At 63.0% G+C, this 17600-nt stretch carries 19 protein-coding genes; 8 read left to right on the top strand and 11 right to left on the bottom strand.

Annotated elements, in window-relative coordinates:
- Position 1 precedes the first annotated feature (1 nt).
- Both cfbE and cfbA read right to left on the bottom strand, forming a co-directional pair.
- Positions 2 to 1144 (bottom strand): coenzyme F430 synthase, encoded by a 1143-nt coding sequence (cfbE, locus tag HL657_RS08955; protein WP_317296477.1) that lies wholly within the window; start codon positions 1142 to 1144, stop codon positions 2 to 4.
- A gap of 17 nt (positions 1145 to 1161) precedes the next feature.
- Positions 1162 to 1569, bottom strand: a complete 408-nt coding sequence (cfbA, locus tag HL657_RS08950; protein ID WP_317296476.1) for a sirohydrochlorin nickelochelatase — start codon at positions 1567 to 1569, stop codon at positions 1162 to 1164.
- A gap of 75 nt (positions 1570 to 1644) precedes the next feature.
- Here cfbA and HL657_RS08945 point away from each other — a divergent pair, with 75 nt between their 5' ends.
- From HL657_RS08945 to HL657_RS08910, 8 genes are all read left to right on the top strand, one after another.
- Complete coding sequence (locus tag HL657_RS08945) at positions 1645 to 2127, top strand: PDDEXK family nuclease (protein WP_317296475.1); 483 nt, start codon at positions 1645 to 1647, stop codon at positions 2125 to 2127.
- Between the two features lie 10 nt (positions 2128 to 2137).
- A complete protein-coding gene (locus HL657_RS08940; RefSeq protein ID WP_317296474.1) occupies positions 2138 to 3277 on the top strand; it encodes a methanogenesis marker 9 domain-containing protein in 1140 nt (379 codons plus the stop codon).
- Complete coding sequence (locus HL657_RS08935) at positions 3246 to 4070, top strand: triphosphoribosyl-dephospho-CoA synthase (protein WP_317296473.1); 825 nt, start codon at positions 3246 to 3248, stop codon at positions 4068 to 4070. The genes HL657_RS08940 and HL657_RS08935 overlap by 32 nt, the downstream gene beginning before the upstream one ends.
- Positions 4058 to 4627, top strand: coding sequence for a DUF447 domain-containing protein (locus HL657_RS08930; RefSeq protein ID WP_317296472.1), 570 nt, complete (start codon positions 4058 to 4060; stop codon positions 4625 to 4627). Before HL657_RS08935 ends, HL657_RS08930 begins: the two co-directional genes overlap by 13 nt.
- A gap of 159 nt (positions 4628 to 4786) precedes the next feature.
- The gene (locus HL657_RS08925) at positions 4787 to 5227 is read left to right on the top strand and encodes a fasciclin domain-containing protein (protein WP_317296471.1); all 441 of its coding nucleotides are present in this window, start codon (positions 4787 to 4789) and stop codon (positions 5225 to 5227) included.
- Positions 5228 to 5338: 111 nt separating this feature from the next.
- Positions 5339 to 5767 carry a fasciclin domain-containing protein gene (locus HL657_RS08920; RefSeq protein ID WP_317296470.1) on the top strand — a complete coding sequence of 143 codons (429 nt, stop codon included), beginning with the start codon at positions 5339 to 5341 and terminating at the stop codon, positions 5765 to 5767.
- Positions 5768 to 5922: 155 nt separating this feature from the next.
- Positions 5923 to 6348: a fasciclin domain-containing protein gene (locus tag HL657_RS08915; RefSeq protein WP_317296469.1), complete on the top strand. Its 426-nt coding sequence runs from the start codon at positions 5923 to 5925 to the stop codon at positions 6346 to 6348.
- Positions 6349 to 6398: 50 nt separating this feature from the next.
- Positions 6399 to 6824 carry a fasciclin domain-containing protein gene (locus HL657_RS08910; protein ID WP_317296468.1) on the top strand — a complete coding sequence of 142 codons (426 nt, stop codon included), beginning with the start codon at positions 6399 to 6401 and terminating at the stop codon, positions 6822 to 6824.
- A 5-nt stretch (positions 6825 to 6829) separates the two neighbouring features.
- On the opposite strand, the gene uvsE is transcribed toward HL657_RS08910, so the two are convergent.
- From uvsE to HL657_RS08865, 9 genes are all read right to left on the bottom strand, one after another.
- Entirely contained in the window at positions 6830 to 7735 is a 906-nt protein-coding gene (gene uvsE / locus HL657_RS08905; RefSeq protein ID WP_317296467.1) for a UV DNA damage repair endonuclease UvsE, read from the bottom strand.
- A gap of 33 nt (positions 7736 to 7768) precedes the next feature.
- Positions 7769 to 8653, bottom strand: coding sequence for an HhH-GPD family protein (locus HL657_RS08900; protein WP_317296466.1), 885 nt, complete (start codon positions 8651 to 8653; stop codon positions 7769 to 7771).
- Between the two features lie 459 nt (positions 8654 to 9112).
- On the bottom strand, positions 9113 to 12892 hold the full coding sequence (locus tag HL657_RS08895) for a bifunctional RecB family nuclease/DEAD/DEAH box helicase (RefSeq protein ID WP_317296465.1): 3780 nt from the start codon (positions 12890 to 12892) through the stop codon (positions 9113 to 9115).
- Between the two features lie 161 nt (positions 12893 to 13053).
- Positions 13054 to 13470: a HEPN domain-containing protein gene (locus HL657_RS08890; RefSeq protein ID WP_317296464.1), complete on the bottom strand. Its 417-nt coding sequence runs from the start codon at positions 13468 to 13470 to the stop codon at positions 13054 to 13056.
- A complete protein-coding gene (locus tag HL657_RS08885) occupies positions 13457 to 14017 on the bottom strand; it encodes a nucleotidyltransferase domain-containing protein (RefSeq protein ID WP_317296463.1) in 561 nt (186 codons plus the stop codon). Before HL657_RS08885 ends, HL657_RS08890 begins: the two co-directional genes overlap by 14 nt.
- A 68-nt stretch (positions 14018 to 14085) precedes the next feature.
- A complete protein-coding gene (locus HL657_RS08880; protein ID WP_317296462.1) occupies positions 14086 to 14679 on the bottom strand; it encodes a fasciclin domain-containing protein in 594 nt (197 codons plus the stop codon).
- A 94-nt stretch (positions 14680 to 14773) separates the two neighbouring features.
- Positions 14774 to 16231, bottom strand: a complete 1458-nt coding sequence (locus HL657_RS08875; protein ID WP_317296461.1) for a thioredoxin-like domain-containing protein — start codon at positions 16229 to 16231, stop codon at positions 14774 to 14776.
- 57 nt (positions 16232 to 16288) lie between these two features.
- Positions 16289 to 17194, bottom strand: a complete 906-nt coding sequence (locus tag HL657_RS08870) for a hypothetical protein (RefSeq protein WP_317296460.1) — start codon at positions 17192 to 17194, stop codon at positions 16289 to 16291.
- A 93-nt stretch (positions 17195 to 17287) separates the two neighbouring features.
- The gene (locus HL657_RS08865; protein WP_317296459.1) at positions 17288 to 17524 is read right to left on the bottom strand and encodes a hypothetical protein; all 237 of its coding nucleotides are present in this window, start codon (positions 17522 to 17524) and stop codon (positions 17288 to 17290) included.
- Positions 17525 to 17600: the final 76 nt, after the last annotated feature.

The raw sequence follows: 17600 nt of genomic DNA, 5'->3' as shown, positions 1-17600 counted from the left end.
GTTATCTCCACGTCTTTACTGCAAGGACGATCGCGCCTGCCGGGGTGATCACTCTGGCGGCATCGAGCCCCGCATCGATGGTCGCCGCGGGATGCCCCTCCCCGACGTAGACGACGCCCGCCGGCCTGACGGCCGCCACCGTCCGCCGGACGTCCTCCGGACAGAACCCCTCGCAGACGGCCCGCGCCTCCTCGCCGATGACCAGGGTCAGGGGCGCGTTGCCCGAGAGTTCCCTCGCGTAGCGGGCGGCCTCAACGGTGGTCATCATGTTCGTCCCGCTGTTCGCGTTGTCGATGATCAGGACACCTCCCTCCCACCGGGCCGCCATCCGGCCGGGCAGGGCGGCAAACCGCCCGAGGGGGGCGGGATCGATCCCGAGCACGCAGGCGGTCGCTGCCGCAAGCATGAGGGGGATGCGGTAGCCCGCAAGGAGAGAGAGCGGGTTTTCAAACGACCCGCTGACCCCGTTCCCGGAGTAGCGGCAGATCTCCCCCTCGAAGGAGACCACCCCGTCGGCCGCGACCCCTCCCGCAAGGCCGATTCCCGGCGGGAGGACGGCCGCCGGCGCCCAGGCGAGCAGCCGGCACTTCTCCGCGATCGCGCGCTTCTTGCCCGCCGCGATCGGGTAATCCTCCGCCGATGTCAGCACCGCCACGTCCCCGGCGCCGGTGACGCCGAGCGACTCTTCGGCGACCAGCCAGCCGCCGATCCGTTCTGCCTCGCGCACCGCCGGGATAAGGGACGCGGGCGTGATGCTCCGCTTCCAGAGCAGTTCCCGCTCCGGGTAGCGGTAGGTCCCGGTCGAGGTGTGCAGGATACCCGGGCCCGGCAGGAGCGTTGCAAGAGCGTGGGCGGTGGTGGTCTTTCCCCGTGCCCCGGTGATCTCGATGAACGGATGTGGCAGCCGGCCGCCGAGGATCCATTGCACCATCTCGTGGTGGGAGACCGCGGAACCGTGGCGTCGCAGAAGCAGGTGATCGGGATCGAGGTGGACCGGTGCGGTGACCCGGTTGTAGGTGCGGACGAGCGCCTCCTCGATGGGGATGCCGGCCTTGCCGCGGTAGACGTCCACCTCGTCCACCTGGTGGCCGGCACCACGGAGCGCCCCGGCGAGCTCGGCACCGCCGTGGATAGTATCCAGCACCAGGATTCGCATATCCTTCAGGGTTTCAGTTCGGTGATCGCGTCGGACGCGTTCTTCAGCATCAGTTCGGCAAGAAGCGGGTCGCTGCCGATGGGGTTCGCGTAGACGAGCGGCACCGTCTTCCCGTTCAGCTGGAACGTGCCGTGCCGCTGTCCTTCAGGAAGGCCGAGGATCTCCGGGATATCCTGGTTGATGTGGACGCCCTTTGCGAGAAAGAGCGGGACGACGACCAGCATCTCGATATCTTCGCTCCGGAACGCCTCGAGCTGCTCCACCACCGTAGGGGTGTTGAGGCTCATGAAGCCGGGTTTGACGATGTAATCATCCGTCTTCTGGGCGATGAGATCTGCGGTGGTCTCGATGAGTTCCTTATTGTACGGGAGCTTGCTCCCGTGTCCAACCAGTAACATTCCTTTAAGTGCCATATGTTACAAGGTACTACGGCAGCATATTAAAATAATTACCGATTGTTCTCAAGGGCCCGGTTCGAGAACTCTGTGATGGCAAACTTCGAACGGGGGATCACCCGTTGTATCAACCGATTCTTCACGCACCGGCAGACTCACGGATTTGCCTGCCGGCTCAAACAGAGCAAATTCAATACCCGGTACGTCGACGTCCTTGTGAACTCTCTCGACCCCCGCTACTACCCGGCCATCGAGTGCAAGTCGATATCGGGCAAGAAACCCTACTTCTCCCAGCACTTCCACTCCGACAAAAACAACGTCCGCCAGATCGACGCGATCACTGACTTCATCAGGAGGACCGGACGACGCGGCTTCCTTGCCGTCGAGTTCCGGTTCGGTGCGGGGATGGTGAAGGAGGCATACCTCATGCCCGGGATACGGTTCTTGGCTACTACGGGAACGCCCCCGGCATCTCGATCGACGATTTCCGGCTTTGCTGTGCGCTCACCCGCTCCGGTGAGGAGTACGATCTGCCGGGCCTGGATACAAATCAATATCCTTTCCCACCACCAATAGATGGAGAAGTATGATGGAAGCATATGATCGTTTTGAACTCCTCATAAACGATCGGATTGTAAAAACACCGATAGCAATCGCATCCATGGCCGGGATCGTGGATGCGGCATACGTTCTTGAGCGGGCGGCTCATGTCGGAGCCGCCTTCATCGGCGGCTACTCCATCGACGGCCCCACTCTTGACGCAAGCCGGCGGATGGCAGAGGCGGGTCGGAAGGAGTTTTTATATGATGATCCCCTGGAGGCGCTGGAAAAAGAGGTCAATGCCCTGAAACAGAGCGACGTTGTGACGGGCATCAACCTCCGCGGGAGCACGCCTGCCGCCTACGGCGAGATAGCAGGCGCGTTCGAGGATCGTGTGGTCTACGAGGTCGACGCCCACTGCAGGCAGCCGCCGATGCTTGAAGCCGGGTGCGGCGAGTATCTTCTCCGCCATCCGGCAAAACTCGTCGAGATCATCCGGGCCCTCAAAGCGGCGGATGTGACCGTCTCGGTGAAGGTCCGGGCAGGTGTCGCGGCGAACGACCAGGATCTCGCCCGCACCGTCTGGAAGGCGGGGGCGGATATCCTTCACGTCGACCTGATGGACTTCGGGCACAACAAGGTCCGCCAGCTCAGAAACGCCTCGCCTCTGATGCTGATCGCAAACAACTCCATGACCACCTTCGATAAGGCGATGGACGCCTTCTCCCACGGGGCGGACCTCGTCTCGCTTGCCCGGCAGTCCGATCCCTGGACGCTTGCCGGCCTCGATGCCGCCATCACCCGGTCCGCCGACGAAGGAGGGTGGTACAACGCCCCGAAACAGCTCTGCCGTGGCGGCGATATCCGGGCGCTCACCTTCTGCTGTATGCCGGTGAAGGCCTGCCCGCTCATCCCGACCCTGGAGAAGATCGGACTCTCCCGGGACGAGTACCTGAAACTCAAACAGGAGGCGGTGAAGGGGACGCCGCTCGAAGACGGGAAGAACACCTGTTTCGGCAGCCTTGCCTGGTGCTGCAAGATCAGTTCTCCCTGCATGTTCCGGAACATGACGCTTGAGAAGATGGGGCTCTCTGCGCGGGATTACATGCGGTGCAAGCACCGCCTCTCAGAGAAGATCATGCACAGGGTTTTTGATGGAGAAGAAGCCGCTGATGAATCGGGCTGAACGTGCGCAGATGGCAATGATGCTCGAGGTCTCTGCCTACCCAAAACCCGGGAACGTGGACCGGTGCCATGACTGTCCGGACACCCGTCTCGAGCACTTCCTCGCTTCGACGATCCTCGCGAGACCCGCCTTCGATGCGGCCGAGAGGACCGGCGGCCGGGTCGGGAGCCTGATCCGGAAGGCGGTTCAGCTCACAAACGGTCATTCCGGTGGGAACACCCACTTCGGGGCGTTTATCCTGCTCATCCCGCTCGTCCTCGGGGGAGACACCGAGGGGGCGCGGAAGGTCGTTGCCGCGACCGATGTCGAGGACGCGGTCGAGTTCTATGCAGCGTTCGGCCTTACGAGTGTTCGGATGGGGGAGAGCGAGGACCTGGACGTGAACGATCCGGCCTCGGTCGCCGCCATCCGGGAGCGGGGCATGACCCTTGCCGACATCATGGCCTACTCGGCTCCCCGTGATATGGTTGCCCGCGAGTGGACGAACGGATTTGCCCTGACCCGCCGATGCGCGGACCTGCTGCATGCGCATGGGTGCGGGCGTGAAGCGATCGTCGCGGCGTTCCTCGACCTCCTTGCATCGGAGCCGGACACCTTCATCGCGAAGAAGCACGGGATGGAGACGGCAGAGAGGACGATGCGGTGTGCGGCCGAAGTGCTCAACGGGGCGCGCGATCTCCGCGACTTCGACGCCGAGTGTGTCTCCGCTGGCATCAACCCGGGCTCGATCGCCGACATCACTATCGCCGGGATATACGTGGCGCTCGGGGAGGGATGGCAGTGGGACTGCTGACCGAGGGAATCAACGAGGTTATCGCGACCACAGACTACAACGCCGCCCCCATGGGGATCATCAACCGGAGCGGCTCCCTGCACATGGTCCTCTTCCGGGGGAGCCATACCGCGAGGAACATCGCCCGGGACCGCTGGGTGGTCGCGAACTTCGTCTTCGATCCCGTTATCTACGTCCGGACCGCGTTTGACGACCTGCCGAAAGAAACCTTTGTCCGGGAAGAGATCAACGGGATGGTCGTCTGCCGTCTTCGCGACGCGGAGGCCTGGGCCGCGTTTGCCGCCGACGTGGAGCGGTCGAGCGACGAGGCGCTCGTCGTCCGGCTCGTCCCCTTCCACGAGGAGGTGCTTGATCTCAGGCTGCACCCGGTGAACCGGGGCTTTGCGAGCATCGTAGAGGCTACGGTCCATGCCACCCGCTACGTCAGGAACCGCGATCCATGGCTCCGTCGGCTTATCGAGCACCACACCGGCCTTGCCCGGAAGTGCGGCGGCTCCCGGGAGTGGGAGGCGCTCGAACTCCTTGAGGAGTATATCGCCGACCTGATTCGCGAATGACGGTTTTGCCGTTCCCAGGTCCGATCCCTGAAATGATCTGATCCGCCCGGCCCGCAGACAGAGGCGCGTATTCCCACTCCTGTTTTAATTGTATTGGAAATATAATAATCCATATATATGATGGCATACCACGAACCGCCCCGCAGGGAGGTACCTGGTATGGCGAAGATCTTTGAGACGTTACAGAACGATGGAAGGTTCAGCAGACTCGTCGAGATCATCCGGACCCTCGGCGAGGAGAAGATGCTGCAGGGTGAAGGGCCGATGACGTTCTTTGCTCCGGTCGATTCAGCATGGGATGCGATCCCCGAGCCGAACCGGGCGATGATCTTAAACGACAAACAGATGCTCTCGCACCTGATTGACTTCTTCACGATCGGAAATCATAAGTGCACGCTCGATGCGTTGCTAGAAAAGAACGTCGTGCAGACCGTTGAAGGGAACCCCATTATGGTCCGGAAGACCGAGCAGGGCACGCAGGTGGACGAGGCCGTCGTGCTCGAGGGGAACATGGAGGCGGACAACGGTATCATCCACGTCCTTGATGGCATCCCCTTTGTGACGCTCTCGCAGGCCTTTGAGGCCTACGCAGCGAAGTGAGCAGGACCACGGGCGGACAGGACTTCACGGTCCGACCAGAAATCGCTTTTTTCTCCCACTGTATCAACATATCCGCAATTATATATATGTGGCTGAATGACTCCGATGGCCATGAAGAGTATCTTTGAGACTGCCCGGGAAGACAGCCGGTTGAGCACTTCTGTTGCGATGCTGCAGGCCGGCGGGCTGGCAGAGGCCCTCAGCGGGGGGGGCGAGTACACGGCGTTGTTTCCGACAAATGAGGCATATTCCACGTTTCCAGAGGAAGTGCTGGATGCTGTCATGGACGACCGGGAGCGGATCGAGGGCATGGTCCTGTATCACGTGATCCAGGGCAAACTTACTACGCGGGAACTGGCACGGATGGAGGCGATCAGGACCTTGCAGGGCGACCACCTGGATATTTCGGGCTCTCCGGAAACGATGCGGCTGAACGATGCTGCAGTCATTCAGCCCGATGTCGAGTGCACGAACGGCATCTATCATGTCATCGACAGGGTGCTCCTGCCGCGGGCTGTCGAGGCACGAGTCAGGAGATAGGCCTGAGTCCGCATAGGTGCGTATGCACCGGACATATTCGCCGGCGGGATTGTGAGATGCCGGATACCAGCCTCCAATCGGCTCCGGAGCCATGCAGAACCACCCGCAATTATATATACTTCCGTCCCTCCATCACCCGCCGGGAGTTGGTTCGCATGAAGAGTATCATCGCGACTCTGCGGGAATCGGAATCGTTTACCACGTTTCTTGACCTTGTACGGGCAGCCGATATGGAAGAGCGGCTGAGCAGTGAAGGCCCCTATACGATCTTCGTCCCGGATGACGATGCGTTCCGAGAGATACCCGGCCCGGAACTTGACGGGATTCGCCGGGACACCGACCGGCTCACCGTAGTCCTGAACTATCATATCGTCCCGGGGGTACACTCCATGATAGACCTCCTGGGCATCCGGACCCTGCGGTCGCTCCAGGGAGAAGACCTGACCATAGAGGTTGCATCGAAAGGGGTGCTGGTCAACAACGTCCCGGTCGTCGAGGCCGACGCGTGGTGTACCAACGGGATCTGCCACGCGGTCTCTACGCTGCTCCTGCCTCCAATTGCGAGGGCCGTTGAGGGGTAGCCGAACGTATAAATAATTCGGCACATAGTGGTGCGATTGGAGAGAGCAGCATGAAGAACATCATCGAAACCCTGGAAGACTCCAACACCCTCACCGTATTTCTCGAACTGATCAGAATCGCGGGCATGGAGCCGATGCTCCGTGAGAGGGGGCCGTTCACGGTCTTCGTCCCGACGGACGAGGCATTTTCGAGGGTTCCAGAGGGGCGGATGAACGAACTCCGGCAGGACGCGGACAAACTCCTTCTCATCACGAGTTACCACGTCGTGCCGGGCCAGTTGACCTCGGAGGACCTCCGGAGCATCACCGCCGTCAGGTCGAGCCTCGGGACTGACCTTGTCATACGGTCGTCTGATCGGGGCATCACCGTCAACAGTGTCCCCATCGTCGAGGCCGATGCGTTCTGCACGAACGGCATCTGCCACGCCATCAGCGCGGCGCTCGTCCCGCCGACGATAGAGATTGTTACGCCCTGATCGGGCTACCGCTCTGCCGGCAGGAGGAACCGCCCGTCCCGGTGGGCGATCCCGATGGCGGCAAGAGCGCTCTTCTCTTTATCCTTGATCTCGAGCATGATGTCCATATCTGTCGGCGCGGTCTCGGCGAGGAACCGCTCGAAGTCGGCATTATCAAGGCTCTCCGCATGCCGCCCCTTCCGTCCGCCGGGCATCGGGGTGCTGTAGTCGATCATCAGGATGCCGTCGTCGGGACGCCAGGTCGCGCCGGACTGTTCGACCGCTTCGGCAACCCCGGCGCCGGAGGGGTTGACAGTGTGGTGGAAGACGTCGAAGAGCACCGGGATGCCGGTCTCCTCGTGGATGCGGAGGCAGTCGGCCAGGGTGTAGCGTGTATCATCGTTCTCGACGACCAGCCGGCGGAGGATGCTCTCATCGAGCCGGGAATATACGCTCACGAACCGTTCCATGGCAGCATCCCGGTCGCCGTAGACCCCGCCGACGTGGATCTGGACTTTCGCGGTTTCATCGAGGTGCATGGCGTCGAGAAGAGCGGTGTGGTAGCGGAGTTCCGCGACGCTCCGTGCGACAATATCGGGATCTTTCGCGTTGATGACGACGAACTGGTCGGGGTGCATGGAGATTCGCATCCCGTGCTCGTGGACGAACCGGCCGACCTCCCCAAACTCCCTCGCGAAGGTCTCCTCCCATGCGGCGGTGCAGACCGGGTGCGATGCAAACGGCACGAGGCCGGAGCCGATCCGGAAGAAGAGGATGCACTCTTTGAGATTGAAACGGAGGATCTCACCAAGACAGCGGAGGTTCTCCCGGACGGTCTCCTCCAGCCGTTCGTCGGAGTAGGAGGAGAGCCGGAACGTGCGGCCCGAGGAGCAGCCGATGCGCCGGTTGATGCACGGGTAGCCGATCTTCATCCTCTCTGGGATGGCGCCCGTCCGGCATCAACCTTACTTACAGGTGTACGCACCCTCGCTCTCGGCGACGAACCCCTCCCGTGCGAGGTCCCCGAGGATCCGCTTCACCCGCCCGGGCTCTTCGCAGAGCCGGAGGATCACCTCCTTCTCCATGACCGTTCCCTCCTCGAGGACGAGCGCGAGGATCCGCCCCCTGATCTGCCGGTCGGACCCCTCGAACCGGCTCTGCCGGGAGTAGGACGCGCTCCTCCGGTTCGGGTTCGCCGTCCGCTTCTTCAGGACCGTACCGTAGTCCATCAGCGCGCTATACCACTCCCGCGGGTTCTCGCGGTAAAGGGCCCATTCGACGAGCGGGAGAATCTCGTCGTCCCGGACGCCCTCCCGGTCCTGGAAGAAGAAGTGGATGAAGATCCGCCGGATGTTCGTCTCGACATAAACGACCGGCATGTTGAACGCGTACGCAACAATCGCCGCCGCGGTCGCCTTCCCGATGCCGGGGAAGGTTGCAAGCATCTCGACGTCGGCAGGAAGGTCACCGCCGTATTCCTCCACGACGCGCCGTGCGGTCTCCTGGAGCGCGATTGCCCGGCGGTTGTATCCCATGCCCTGCCAGGCGAGGAGCACCTCGCTTCTCGGCGCACGGGCGAGGCTCGCGAAGTCGGGGAACCGGTCGAGGAACTCACGGTATCTCACGACGACCCGCTCGACCTGCGTCTGCTGGAGCATGATCTCGGAGACCAGGATTCGGTAGGGATCGGCGGTATGCCGCCAGGGGAGGTCGCGGCCGTGGGCCCGGAAGTACGAGAGGATGAGATCCCGGAAGAGGTCGATGGTCTCCGGCGTCGCCCCCTCCGCCCGGATAGCGTCGAGGAGCCGGCGTTCGCGCTCGTTTTGTTCGGGGTCGAGGCTGCCGATCACGGTATGTTATCTGTCTGGTAGGGGGAAAATAGGTTGGGCACCCGGGGGCAGGTGTCCTCAAACTCGATGAGAATCAAGATCTGGCAAGATACAGGCGTGCTCCCGGACGTTGTGAGTCTGTGGCAAACCCATACACGGCTTTCCATCCGGTATCGCCACGCACTGCCCCCGCCCCTCGGGGCGGGGGAGGAGCGCGAAGCGCGGGCGGGGTGGGGGTGAAGGGAAGAGTAACTTAACCCGATCCAAAGCACCTGAGATGGGCGTTGGAGACAGGGGAGGGGAGATGCTCCCCCCTCCCCGTCAGCCCCACCCCCAGTCGCGATATCCAGTGGAAAGCCGTGCACGAGTTCTAGCTATCTCGAAGATCTACTGGCTATTGAGCAGGAGTGGGGTACTGTCGGGTGTGGTCAACGACGTTCTAAAAATAGAGCGCAATCGCTTCCGTCTCCGCTCCCCCCTTCACCCCTCCCGCGCCCGCATCACCGTGAGCCGGACATCCGCCTCGCCGTCAAGGTCGAACGTCCACTCCTCCCCGTGGGCCCGGCAGAACTCCTGGAGGTCGAGCATGTGCCGGAGCCCCTCCGCCGCCTTCTCGTTCTGCACCAGTTCAAGCGGCGGCTCCAGGAGCGGCCGGGGCAGGAAGACCACGCACTTCGCCCGGCTCCGGGTCAGCGATACGTTCAGGCGGTTCCTGCTGTAGATGAACTCGGCCTCGCGAAGGGCGGTCTCGACGTCGCTCACGCCGTAACTGACGATAACCGCCTCCGCCTCCTGCCCCTGCATCTTGTCGACGGTGTCCACGAACGGCGGATACTTCCAGTCCCGCATACCGGCGAGACTGTTCTTGATGGCGCCTATCTGTGCGTGGTGCGGGCTGACGATGAAGAGCCCGTGCCGCCAGAAGCGGTAATCTCCGTCCTCCGTCGCCGGATACCGCTCCCCTGAGCCGGGGTCGACGACCCTCTCCCGGAGCGTCCCGGCCAGCCGGGCGACCAGCGCCGCCTCGACCCGATTCTCCACCGTCGTCCGGACGCCCTCGAGCACACAGAGCACGAGCGGGTATGCCGGATCGAGGATCCACTCAATCCACTCCTCGCCCGGCGAACCGGGGGCGAGGGCGCTCCGCTGCGCTGCAATCTCGCCGGTCGCGGGAGCATACCCGGTGCCGTAGAGCGTCTCCGCCGCGAACTCCGAGAGGGTGCGGTTCATCCGCCAGTTCTCCTGGAGCTGGCAGGTGTAGACGGGGCGGCCGGGGTCGTCGCGGTGCCGGATGTAGGCGAAGACGGAGTCCTCGAGCCCGGGGAGACCGTCAACCGGCGCCGGATACGCCCCCTGGACGACGGGAGGGAGCTGGAGGTCGTCGCCCGCGAGGACGAGCCGTCCGTCCTGCCTGAGCATCGGGAGCACCATCGCGAGTTCCGCCGGCCTCATCTGCGACGCTTCGTCGACGATCAGGAGATCGAGCGACGGAAGGGACTTTTCGAGTTTTACGAAACTGTGCACCGTCCCGCCGAGGAGGAGGGCCGGGTAGCCGACGACGGTCTCGGCCCGGTCGTAGGGCAGCACCTCGAGGCTCCGCTCCCCGCCGGGTGTCCGGACATCCCTCAGTTTGTAGATCGGAAGGCCGGCGGCAAGGCCGAACGCGTCGACCGAGCCCTGCACCTTGACGAGAAGGTTCTCGACGGCCGCGTGGGTGAACGCCGCGACCCCCACCCGGATCCTCTCCCCGTGCGCCCGCCGGGCTTTGACGAGCGAGAGGATCGCCATCGCGAGGAAATGCGTCTTCCCGGTTCCGGGCGGCCCCCAGACCAGGGTCAGGCGGTTCTCCGTCACGTGGGAAAACGCCCGGGCCTGGCTTTTCGTGAACCCGGCATCGCGGGCGAGCCGTTCGGCGTCGGCGACGACCTCTCCGGACTCGGGGATCGGCGCGGCGAACCCCCGCGGGTCGCGGAGGAGGCGGATAAAGGCGTTCTCCGGCTGCTCGTCGAGAGCAAGGAGGCGGTCGACGTAGCGCGGGGCGGTGAAATCGGTGAACCGGGGGTGCAGCACCGCGAGGTCGCCCTCGGCAAAAGGTGCGTGATCGCGGGGGTAGGTCACCTCCAGCACAAGCCCCCTGACCTCTCCGGCCGTCCGGTCGACGATGGTGTCGCGGACCCTCGCAAAGCAGACCCCGCTGTTTCCGGGATTCGGGCTGCTCCGGTAGCGGAGGTCGTCGAACGCCCGCTCCGCCTCCTCGCCCGCCTCGCCGCCCGGCACGAGGAGGTAACTGAACGCCCGCGACTGCTCGAAGAGCGAGAGATCCAGCGGTGTGAGCACCTTCCAGAAGTTCCCCTCGCTCTTTTTGAGGGGGATGCTGACGGCGTCCCGGACCCTTGCCTCCCGCGGCCTGCTCCGCAGTTCCTGCACCCGACGGGCGCCCATGGTCGACTCGTACTCCGCGATGAAGAGAAGGCGGGATATCTCGGGCGTCGCGGCGTCCCACGAACCCGGGAACCGGAACTTCTCCGCCCACCGCACGAGTTTCTCCTTCGTCCGTTCGCGGAGTCCGTCGAGGACGCTCCCCGCGGCGAGCAGGCGGCGCGAGACCTCCTGCCGGATCCAGTCCGTAGCCTCCGGTCGTCTCCCGTGCCAGGCCATCATGATGGCGTCGCTCTTGATGGCGTTGCCGTGCTCGTTCCAGAAGAGGGAGCCCGGGTCGAGGCGGTACGCAAACCGGGAGGAGGGGATCGCCGCGAGAACTTCAGGCAGGCGGAGCGTGAACGGGACGGGAAGTGCGAGCAGTCGCCGGATCTCCCGTGTCAGGACGACGGCCGGGAAGGGGACGGAAGTGCTCGGGTGGCTTGACCCGAGAGCGATGCCGGGATCCTGGTAGTAGAACCGCAGCCTGAGAGCGTCCTCGGCGATCACAGGATCCTCGAGCGCCTCTTCGAGCAGCCGGGTGAAGAGTTCCTCCTCGTAGGCGTCGTAGACGTAGGTCTGCACCGACTCCTGTTCGGCCCAGTCGCGGCCCCGGTTGTACCCGTCGACAGCCTCGAGTTCCGCGGCGAGCGCCCGGATGAACTCCCGGCGCACCCGGGCGCAGTCGCCGGGATCCGCCGCGACGAAGATTGCTTCGTGCGAGGGCGTCCCGTAGACGGCTTTGCCCCTGCTCCGCCGGAACCCGAGGGCGTATATCCGGCCGGATACGGGATCCTTCTGGATGGTCAGGACGACGGCGATATCCTCGTAGACGGGGAGCGCGAGCGAGGTCGCGTCGAGCGAAACGACTTCCCCCGTGGTGAGCGCCCGGACGGTCGCCCGCAGGCGGTCGCCCTGGCCGGCAAGCGACCCGCAGTTGTCGAGGCAGCCATCGCTCTCCGGGTCACGGAGGAACGCCTCCAGGTCGGAGAGCGCATTGATCGAGAGCCCGCCGTCCCACGGCGCCTCCCGCAGGTAGCGCCGCCCGATGGGCGAGAGCCCCGGAATCTGCGAGACCGAGGAGGAGGCCTCCGCCTCGGCGCGGCAGTGGGGGTAGAACTCGCAGGACTCGCACCGCGAGGTGAGGTGCCAGGGCACGTCCCCCGGCGGGCCGGCAAGGATACCCGGGAGGCGGTGGCGGAAGAAGTCCTCGATCACCCGTATGTTGAGGTGCAGGTCGAAGGGTTTCGGTTCGTCCTCCCCGTAAAGCCAGATTCCCGCCCGGTTCCGGTCGACCCGGAGATCGAGCCCGAGCAGGTCCAGTGCGTGCTCGAGGATCAGGGCATACAACGTCGCCTGGATCCGGTGACTGACGCTGAGTTCTTCGCTTGCCTTGATGTCGATGATCTGCAGGCGTCCTTCTTCATCGACCCTGACGAGATCCGGGCGGCAGGGGGAGAAGCGGTGCATCCCGGGATCAAGATCGTAGTTCTGCAGGAAGTGGACCGAGACTGGGATGGTCGTCTGGTAGATTGCCTCGCCCCGGGAGAGCCGGGGGAGGAGGTCGAAACTCTCCTCGATGGAGAACGACCGCCCGGAGATCGGCCCCGCCCCGTCCGGGAGCCGTACCCTGCCCGCGAGTTTCGTCCGGATCACCTCCTCCTCCCACCTGATGCCGGCATCGAGGAGGGCCCGCGTCACCGGACGCGTGTCGATCGCGGCCGCCGGGATGCCGGCTTTGACGCGCTCCTGCTCCGGGGTCGCGTGGTAGCGGAGGTGGCGTTCGCAGTCGTGGTAGAAAAACCGGCCGATGAGCGACGGGCTGAGGTTAAAGCGGGGCATGGACAAACTCTGGGATGACTCTCTTTGCGGTTCTCTGTTTGTGTGGGCGCAGGAAAACAGTTGTTATTCGTGGTTCCTTTTGAGATCTATTTGATATAATCAAACCGGTCTGCGGGCCCACATAAGCAGCCTACCTGATGCAGGAGGCGGATGAGCACCCCTTAATGGAGGAGGTTCTCAATGATGCCGAAGAACATCTCAGCACGAGAAACGGCGTTTTCTGCCTCCAGATCCGAGACGGTACCTGCCATGTCATAGACCACGACATGCCGCCGCCTCCGCATGCGCTCAAGGGGGGCCACTGTTTCAGTGCCGAGGATCTGTTCTGCAAACCGGACAACGGTGATGTGCTGATTGTTCCCCGAAGGGCGGTAACCCTTCGAGAACATAAGCGCCCTTGCGGCCTGCAACATGGCGTTGTAGGCGATTGTATATGCCCAGTCGCGGTTGCCGGCGAGAACGGTGCTCGCGACAGTTATATCCCTCCGTGCCAGACCGATGGCGTTCTCCACCGCCTTCGGATCCAGGGGGAGTTTCCTGATCAGCCCTTGCTGTTCCAGATCCTCAATCGTTACCAATCAGCATCACCCTTGGCTCCCGGAGTACGTTCGTAACAAACGGATCGCTCTCTGCAATCCTTCGCTCCATCTCCTCTTTTCGGAAGTGGACATAATTTATCTCCCTTCCCAGTTCCTCTTCTGTCTTTCGGACAGCGGTCATCAGGAGGATTTCATCAACCTCCCCGACGACGAAGAGGTCGATATCGCTCGCGGCACCGGCCTCTCCACTGGCGAAGGAACCGAAGATGAACACGGAGTCGATCTTCCCGAGCCCGGCAAGGTGCTCCTTTACGACCTTTGCCACCCCTTCCGTCTTGAGGATGATTGCGGTCAATTCTTTATATATAGGAAAAGTTGTGTTTACAGCGTAGTAACGAGCATTACCCCGGCGGGTACTTTTCAGGAGCCCAAAATCCTCAAGGTTTGTGAGTTCCCGCCTGACTGCGTTGAGGTTCTCACCGGTCAGTCGCTGGGCTTCCCGCAGGTAGATCTCACGCCCGGGGTTCAGCAGGAAGAGGGTGAGGAGTTTCACCCGTGTTTTTGAAGGGATGAGCCTCTCCAGCATGAATACAAATTGTATACTTGTGTATATATAATGTATACGATCTATCGCGCCCTGTGATGTTACCCCCCTCAACCGGTCGTGTTCGCCGTCACGTTCTCGACGGTCTCGTTTGCCGGCGGAAGGATTACGTCCGGCGGGATCATCACCGCATCGATGGCATGGATGACGCCGTTTGCGGCCGGAATATCTGCCCGGGTCACCCGTGCACCGTTCACCGCCACATTCCCGCCGGCGGCATCAACGCTGACCGGATTGCCCTGAACGGTTGGAACGGTATCGTTTGCGGCGATCTCGGCTGCCGCATATCTCCCCGGAGCCATGTGGTAGAGCAGGGTCTCGGCGAGGTTGCCCTTCGGGTCGTCGAAGAGTTCTTCCGTCACAGTCTCTGAGAGTCGGTTGAAAGCCTCGTCCGTGGGCGCAAAGATGGTGTAGGGCCCCGCTCCGGCGAGCGTTCCCTTGAGTCCGGCGGTATCGAGCGCGTGGATGAACACCGAGAAGTTGCCGTCCCGGGCCAGCACCTCGTCGGCCGTCAGATTCTCGACGGCCGGCGTTTCGTTCGTCCGGTTCTGGTCGCCGTCTCCCGGCAGGCCCATGCAGCCGCAGATGAGAACCGTCGCCCCGATAGCCAGAACGGTTATGATCAGCACGTAATTCGTTTGCATGGTCCCTCCCGGAGACTGTATGCTCCGACCCTCCTCTCTCGCTGCCTCTAGATAAAGTATTGGTCCTGCGCCCGGCGATAGGCTCTGGAGCACCCTACTTCCAGAGGTTCAGGGTCGAGACCACGTGACGGGCCGGATCGTATACCCTGACGGCATCGTTGCCGGTATCGGCGATGTACCAGAGCCCCGCGAAGTTGACCAGACCGTTCGGCTCGTTCAGCCTCGCATCCCCCGACAGCCCGTCCCGGTCGCCGCGGTCGCCGCTCCCGACCGTGGTGAGAACCCAGTCGGTCTCCGGGTCGAACTGCTTGATCTTATGGTTGTGGGTGTCGGCGATGTAGAGCGACCCCTGCCGGTAGGCGATGCCCATCGGGTGATGGATGCGGGCCATCCTGGCGATGGTGTCGAGGTCGCCGAAGTCCTCCGGCGAGTGTCCAATACGGGTCTCGACCATTCCCCGCTTTATACGGCGAATTGCCGAAGCCCCGCTGTCGACCACGTAGAGCGCTTCGCCGTCGGTGACGATGCCGGTGGGTCCCGCGAAGGCGGCTTTTTCAAGTGGCCCGTCGACCAGGGCCTCCCGGCCCGACCCGGCGTATGGCTCTATCTCGTGGGTGGCGAGATCCATCCGCCAGACCTGGTTCGCCCCGGCCATCGCGATGTAGAGGTAGCCGCCCAGCAGTTCGAGGTCCCACGGCGTGTTCAGCGCGACCTCGGTGCCCGGTCCGGCAACGCCTGCCGACGGGGCAGCAAGACCCGTCCCGGCGATCGTCTCAACCTTCCAGTCGGACCAGGAGACCATCCGGATCATATGGTTTGCGGCATCCGCGACGTAGAGGATGCCCTCCTCTTCGTCGAAGACGAGTCCCTGGGGCTGGTAGAACGCGGCTTCATCGAACGGCCCATCGGTGCTCCCGGCAGCCCCGGAGCCGATCGTCTCAACGATCTTTCCGCTCACGTCGGTGATGATTATCCGGTGGTGGCCGGAATCGCTGATAAACAGCCGTATCCCCGCATTGTCCGCCGCAACCTTGCCGGGACGGTACAGGCTTCCTTCCCGTGCCGTCTCCGGAGCGGTCCCGGACTGCAGCCTTCCCTTCTCCAGCAGGCCGCGTTGTTCGAACTCCGTTGTCATGTGGTCGATTCTCGGGTGGAGCCGCCCGTAGAGCCCCTCCCCGGCGGTCTTCCCGACCACGTTTCCTCCCGGGTCGATGAGGACGAAGGTCGGCCAGTCACGGACCCCGAAGGCCTGCCAGAGCAGGCGGTCGCGGTCGATGGCGACGGGGTGATCCGCTCCGGCACGGCGGACAGCCTCCCGGAAATTTCCGGCAACGGATTCGAATCCGGGCGAATGGACCTCGATGATCACCAGGTTCGGGTACGTCTCCTTGAGTTGCCGTATCTCCGGTGCCAGCCGCATGCAGTTTGCGCAGGTGAACGTCACAAAGGAGAGCAGCACTATCCTGCCGGAGAGGTTGCGGACGGAGAGGGGGCGGTCGATGTTGAGCCACTCGAGACCCGGTGGGAAATCAGGCGCGGCCATCGGTTTCATGCGGCACCCTCTGGTGGTTCAGGGTTATGAATGTTGGCGAGGATCCGCCCCGGCTCATCACGCCGGGGGTTCTGCATACGCCACCCGCGGCGCGGCGAGCATCTCTTCACAGAAGGCGATCGCCTCGGGAACCCTGCTCTTCTGGTAGACCACGGGTTTGATGAGGGGTCTCCCAGGAAGGCTGCCGATCAGCGGAAATACCTGCGGCCAGGGTACCTCGTCGGACACCGACGGTGGGTGAAGGTCGCTATGGATGTGAAAGGCCCGCAGGGCGTCGGGCGGGATCTCGCCGAGCGCTCTGGAGAAGTCCTCTCTCGCGGTGGCGTGGAGGTGCCAGGGGTCGAGCGCTATCCCGGCAAGCCCGGCCATCTCGGGATGGATTTTTTTGAGCGCTGTCCAGAACGCCTTTATCTGGCTCCCCGTGGAGACGCCCTGGTCCCTGTGGTGTTCGAGCAGCACCAGGGGTTCCACCTCGAAGGCGTTCCAGTGGGCGGTGATCAGGGTGTGTATCGCCGTGACGATATCGGCATGAGTGTTCTTCCGGCCGCCGGGGTGAATCTCGATGACCTCCGGAGGGATGCCCAGGAAGTCTTCGATCTCCAGAAGCATATCCCCGAAAGTGACTACCCAGTCCGGGTCGCGCCACCGCAGCTTCGCCGTCACCTGCCGGCCGTACAGGTCCTTTCGTGGGATGGCCGGCTCAGAGTGCAGGACATACCTCAGGGAGCCCGGGAGGGCTGTATCCTGTTCGTAAAGGTGTTCGATGGACGCCCGGGTGAGCATGGACCCGATCTCCTGCCCGGTCCGCTCCACCTCCGTTCTGTTCTTGACGAAATCGGCGGGGATCTCGATATACGCGCACCCGAGCGGCTCGGCGAGGCGCCAGCGTTCGAGGAGCCCGCCTCGCCGGGCTACTTCCGTGACGTTCGGGTAGATATAGTCTGCACCTGCCATGGCGATCATCTGGCTACGCCATGACCGGGTGGTACAAAAAGGTTGGGGCGGGAATGTAAGAAGTGTCTATGGGACTTGTGCCTGCGCCGGGAGACCCTGGCATTACTTGTGGTTATCGAGGGTTTGCGGGCAGACGAAGAGGATTGCTATAGGTGTATGGATGTAGGTGCAGTAGGCGCATTCGGGGTCGTAGTGCGTGCAGGAGGCGCACCCCCATTGCTCCTGTTTCGTCCCGCTCTGTTGCATCACCGCCGCAAGACCTCCGTCCCGGTCCGGCGTTTCAGGAGGGAGAATGCTGGTGTCCTTCTCCTGCAGGTCAACACGTTTCTGTAGGCTCATGACACGTGTAAAGGTTTTACCTGACTGATAGACATTAATTGCGTACATGAATATTCATCGGACTGATGAATACGGG

The sequence above is a fragment of the Methanoculleus nereidis genome (assembly GCF_032944295.1).
Taxonomy (GTDB): domain Archaea; phylum Halobacteriota; class Methanomicrobia; order Methanomicrobiales; family Methanoculleaceae; genus Methanoculleus; species Methanoculleus nereidis.
This window is presented reverse-complemented; position numbering and strand designations above follow the sequence as displayed.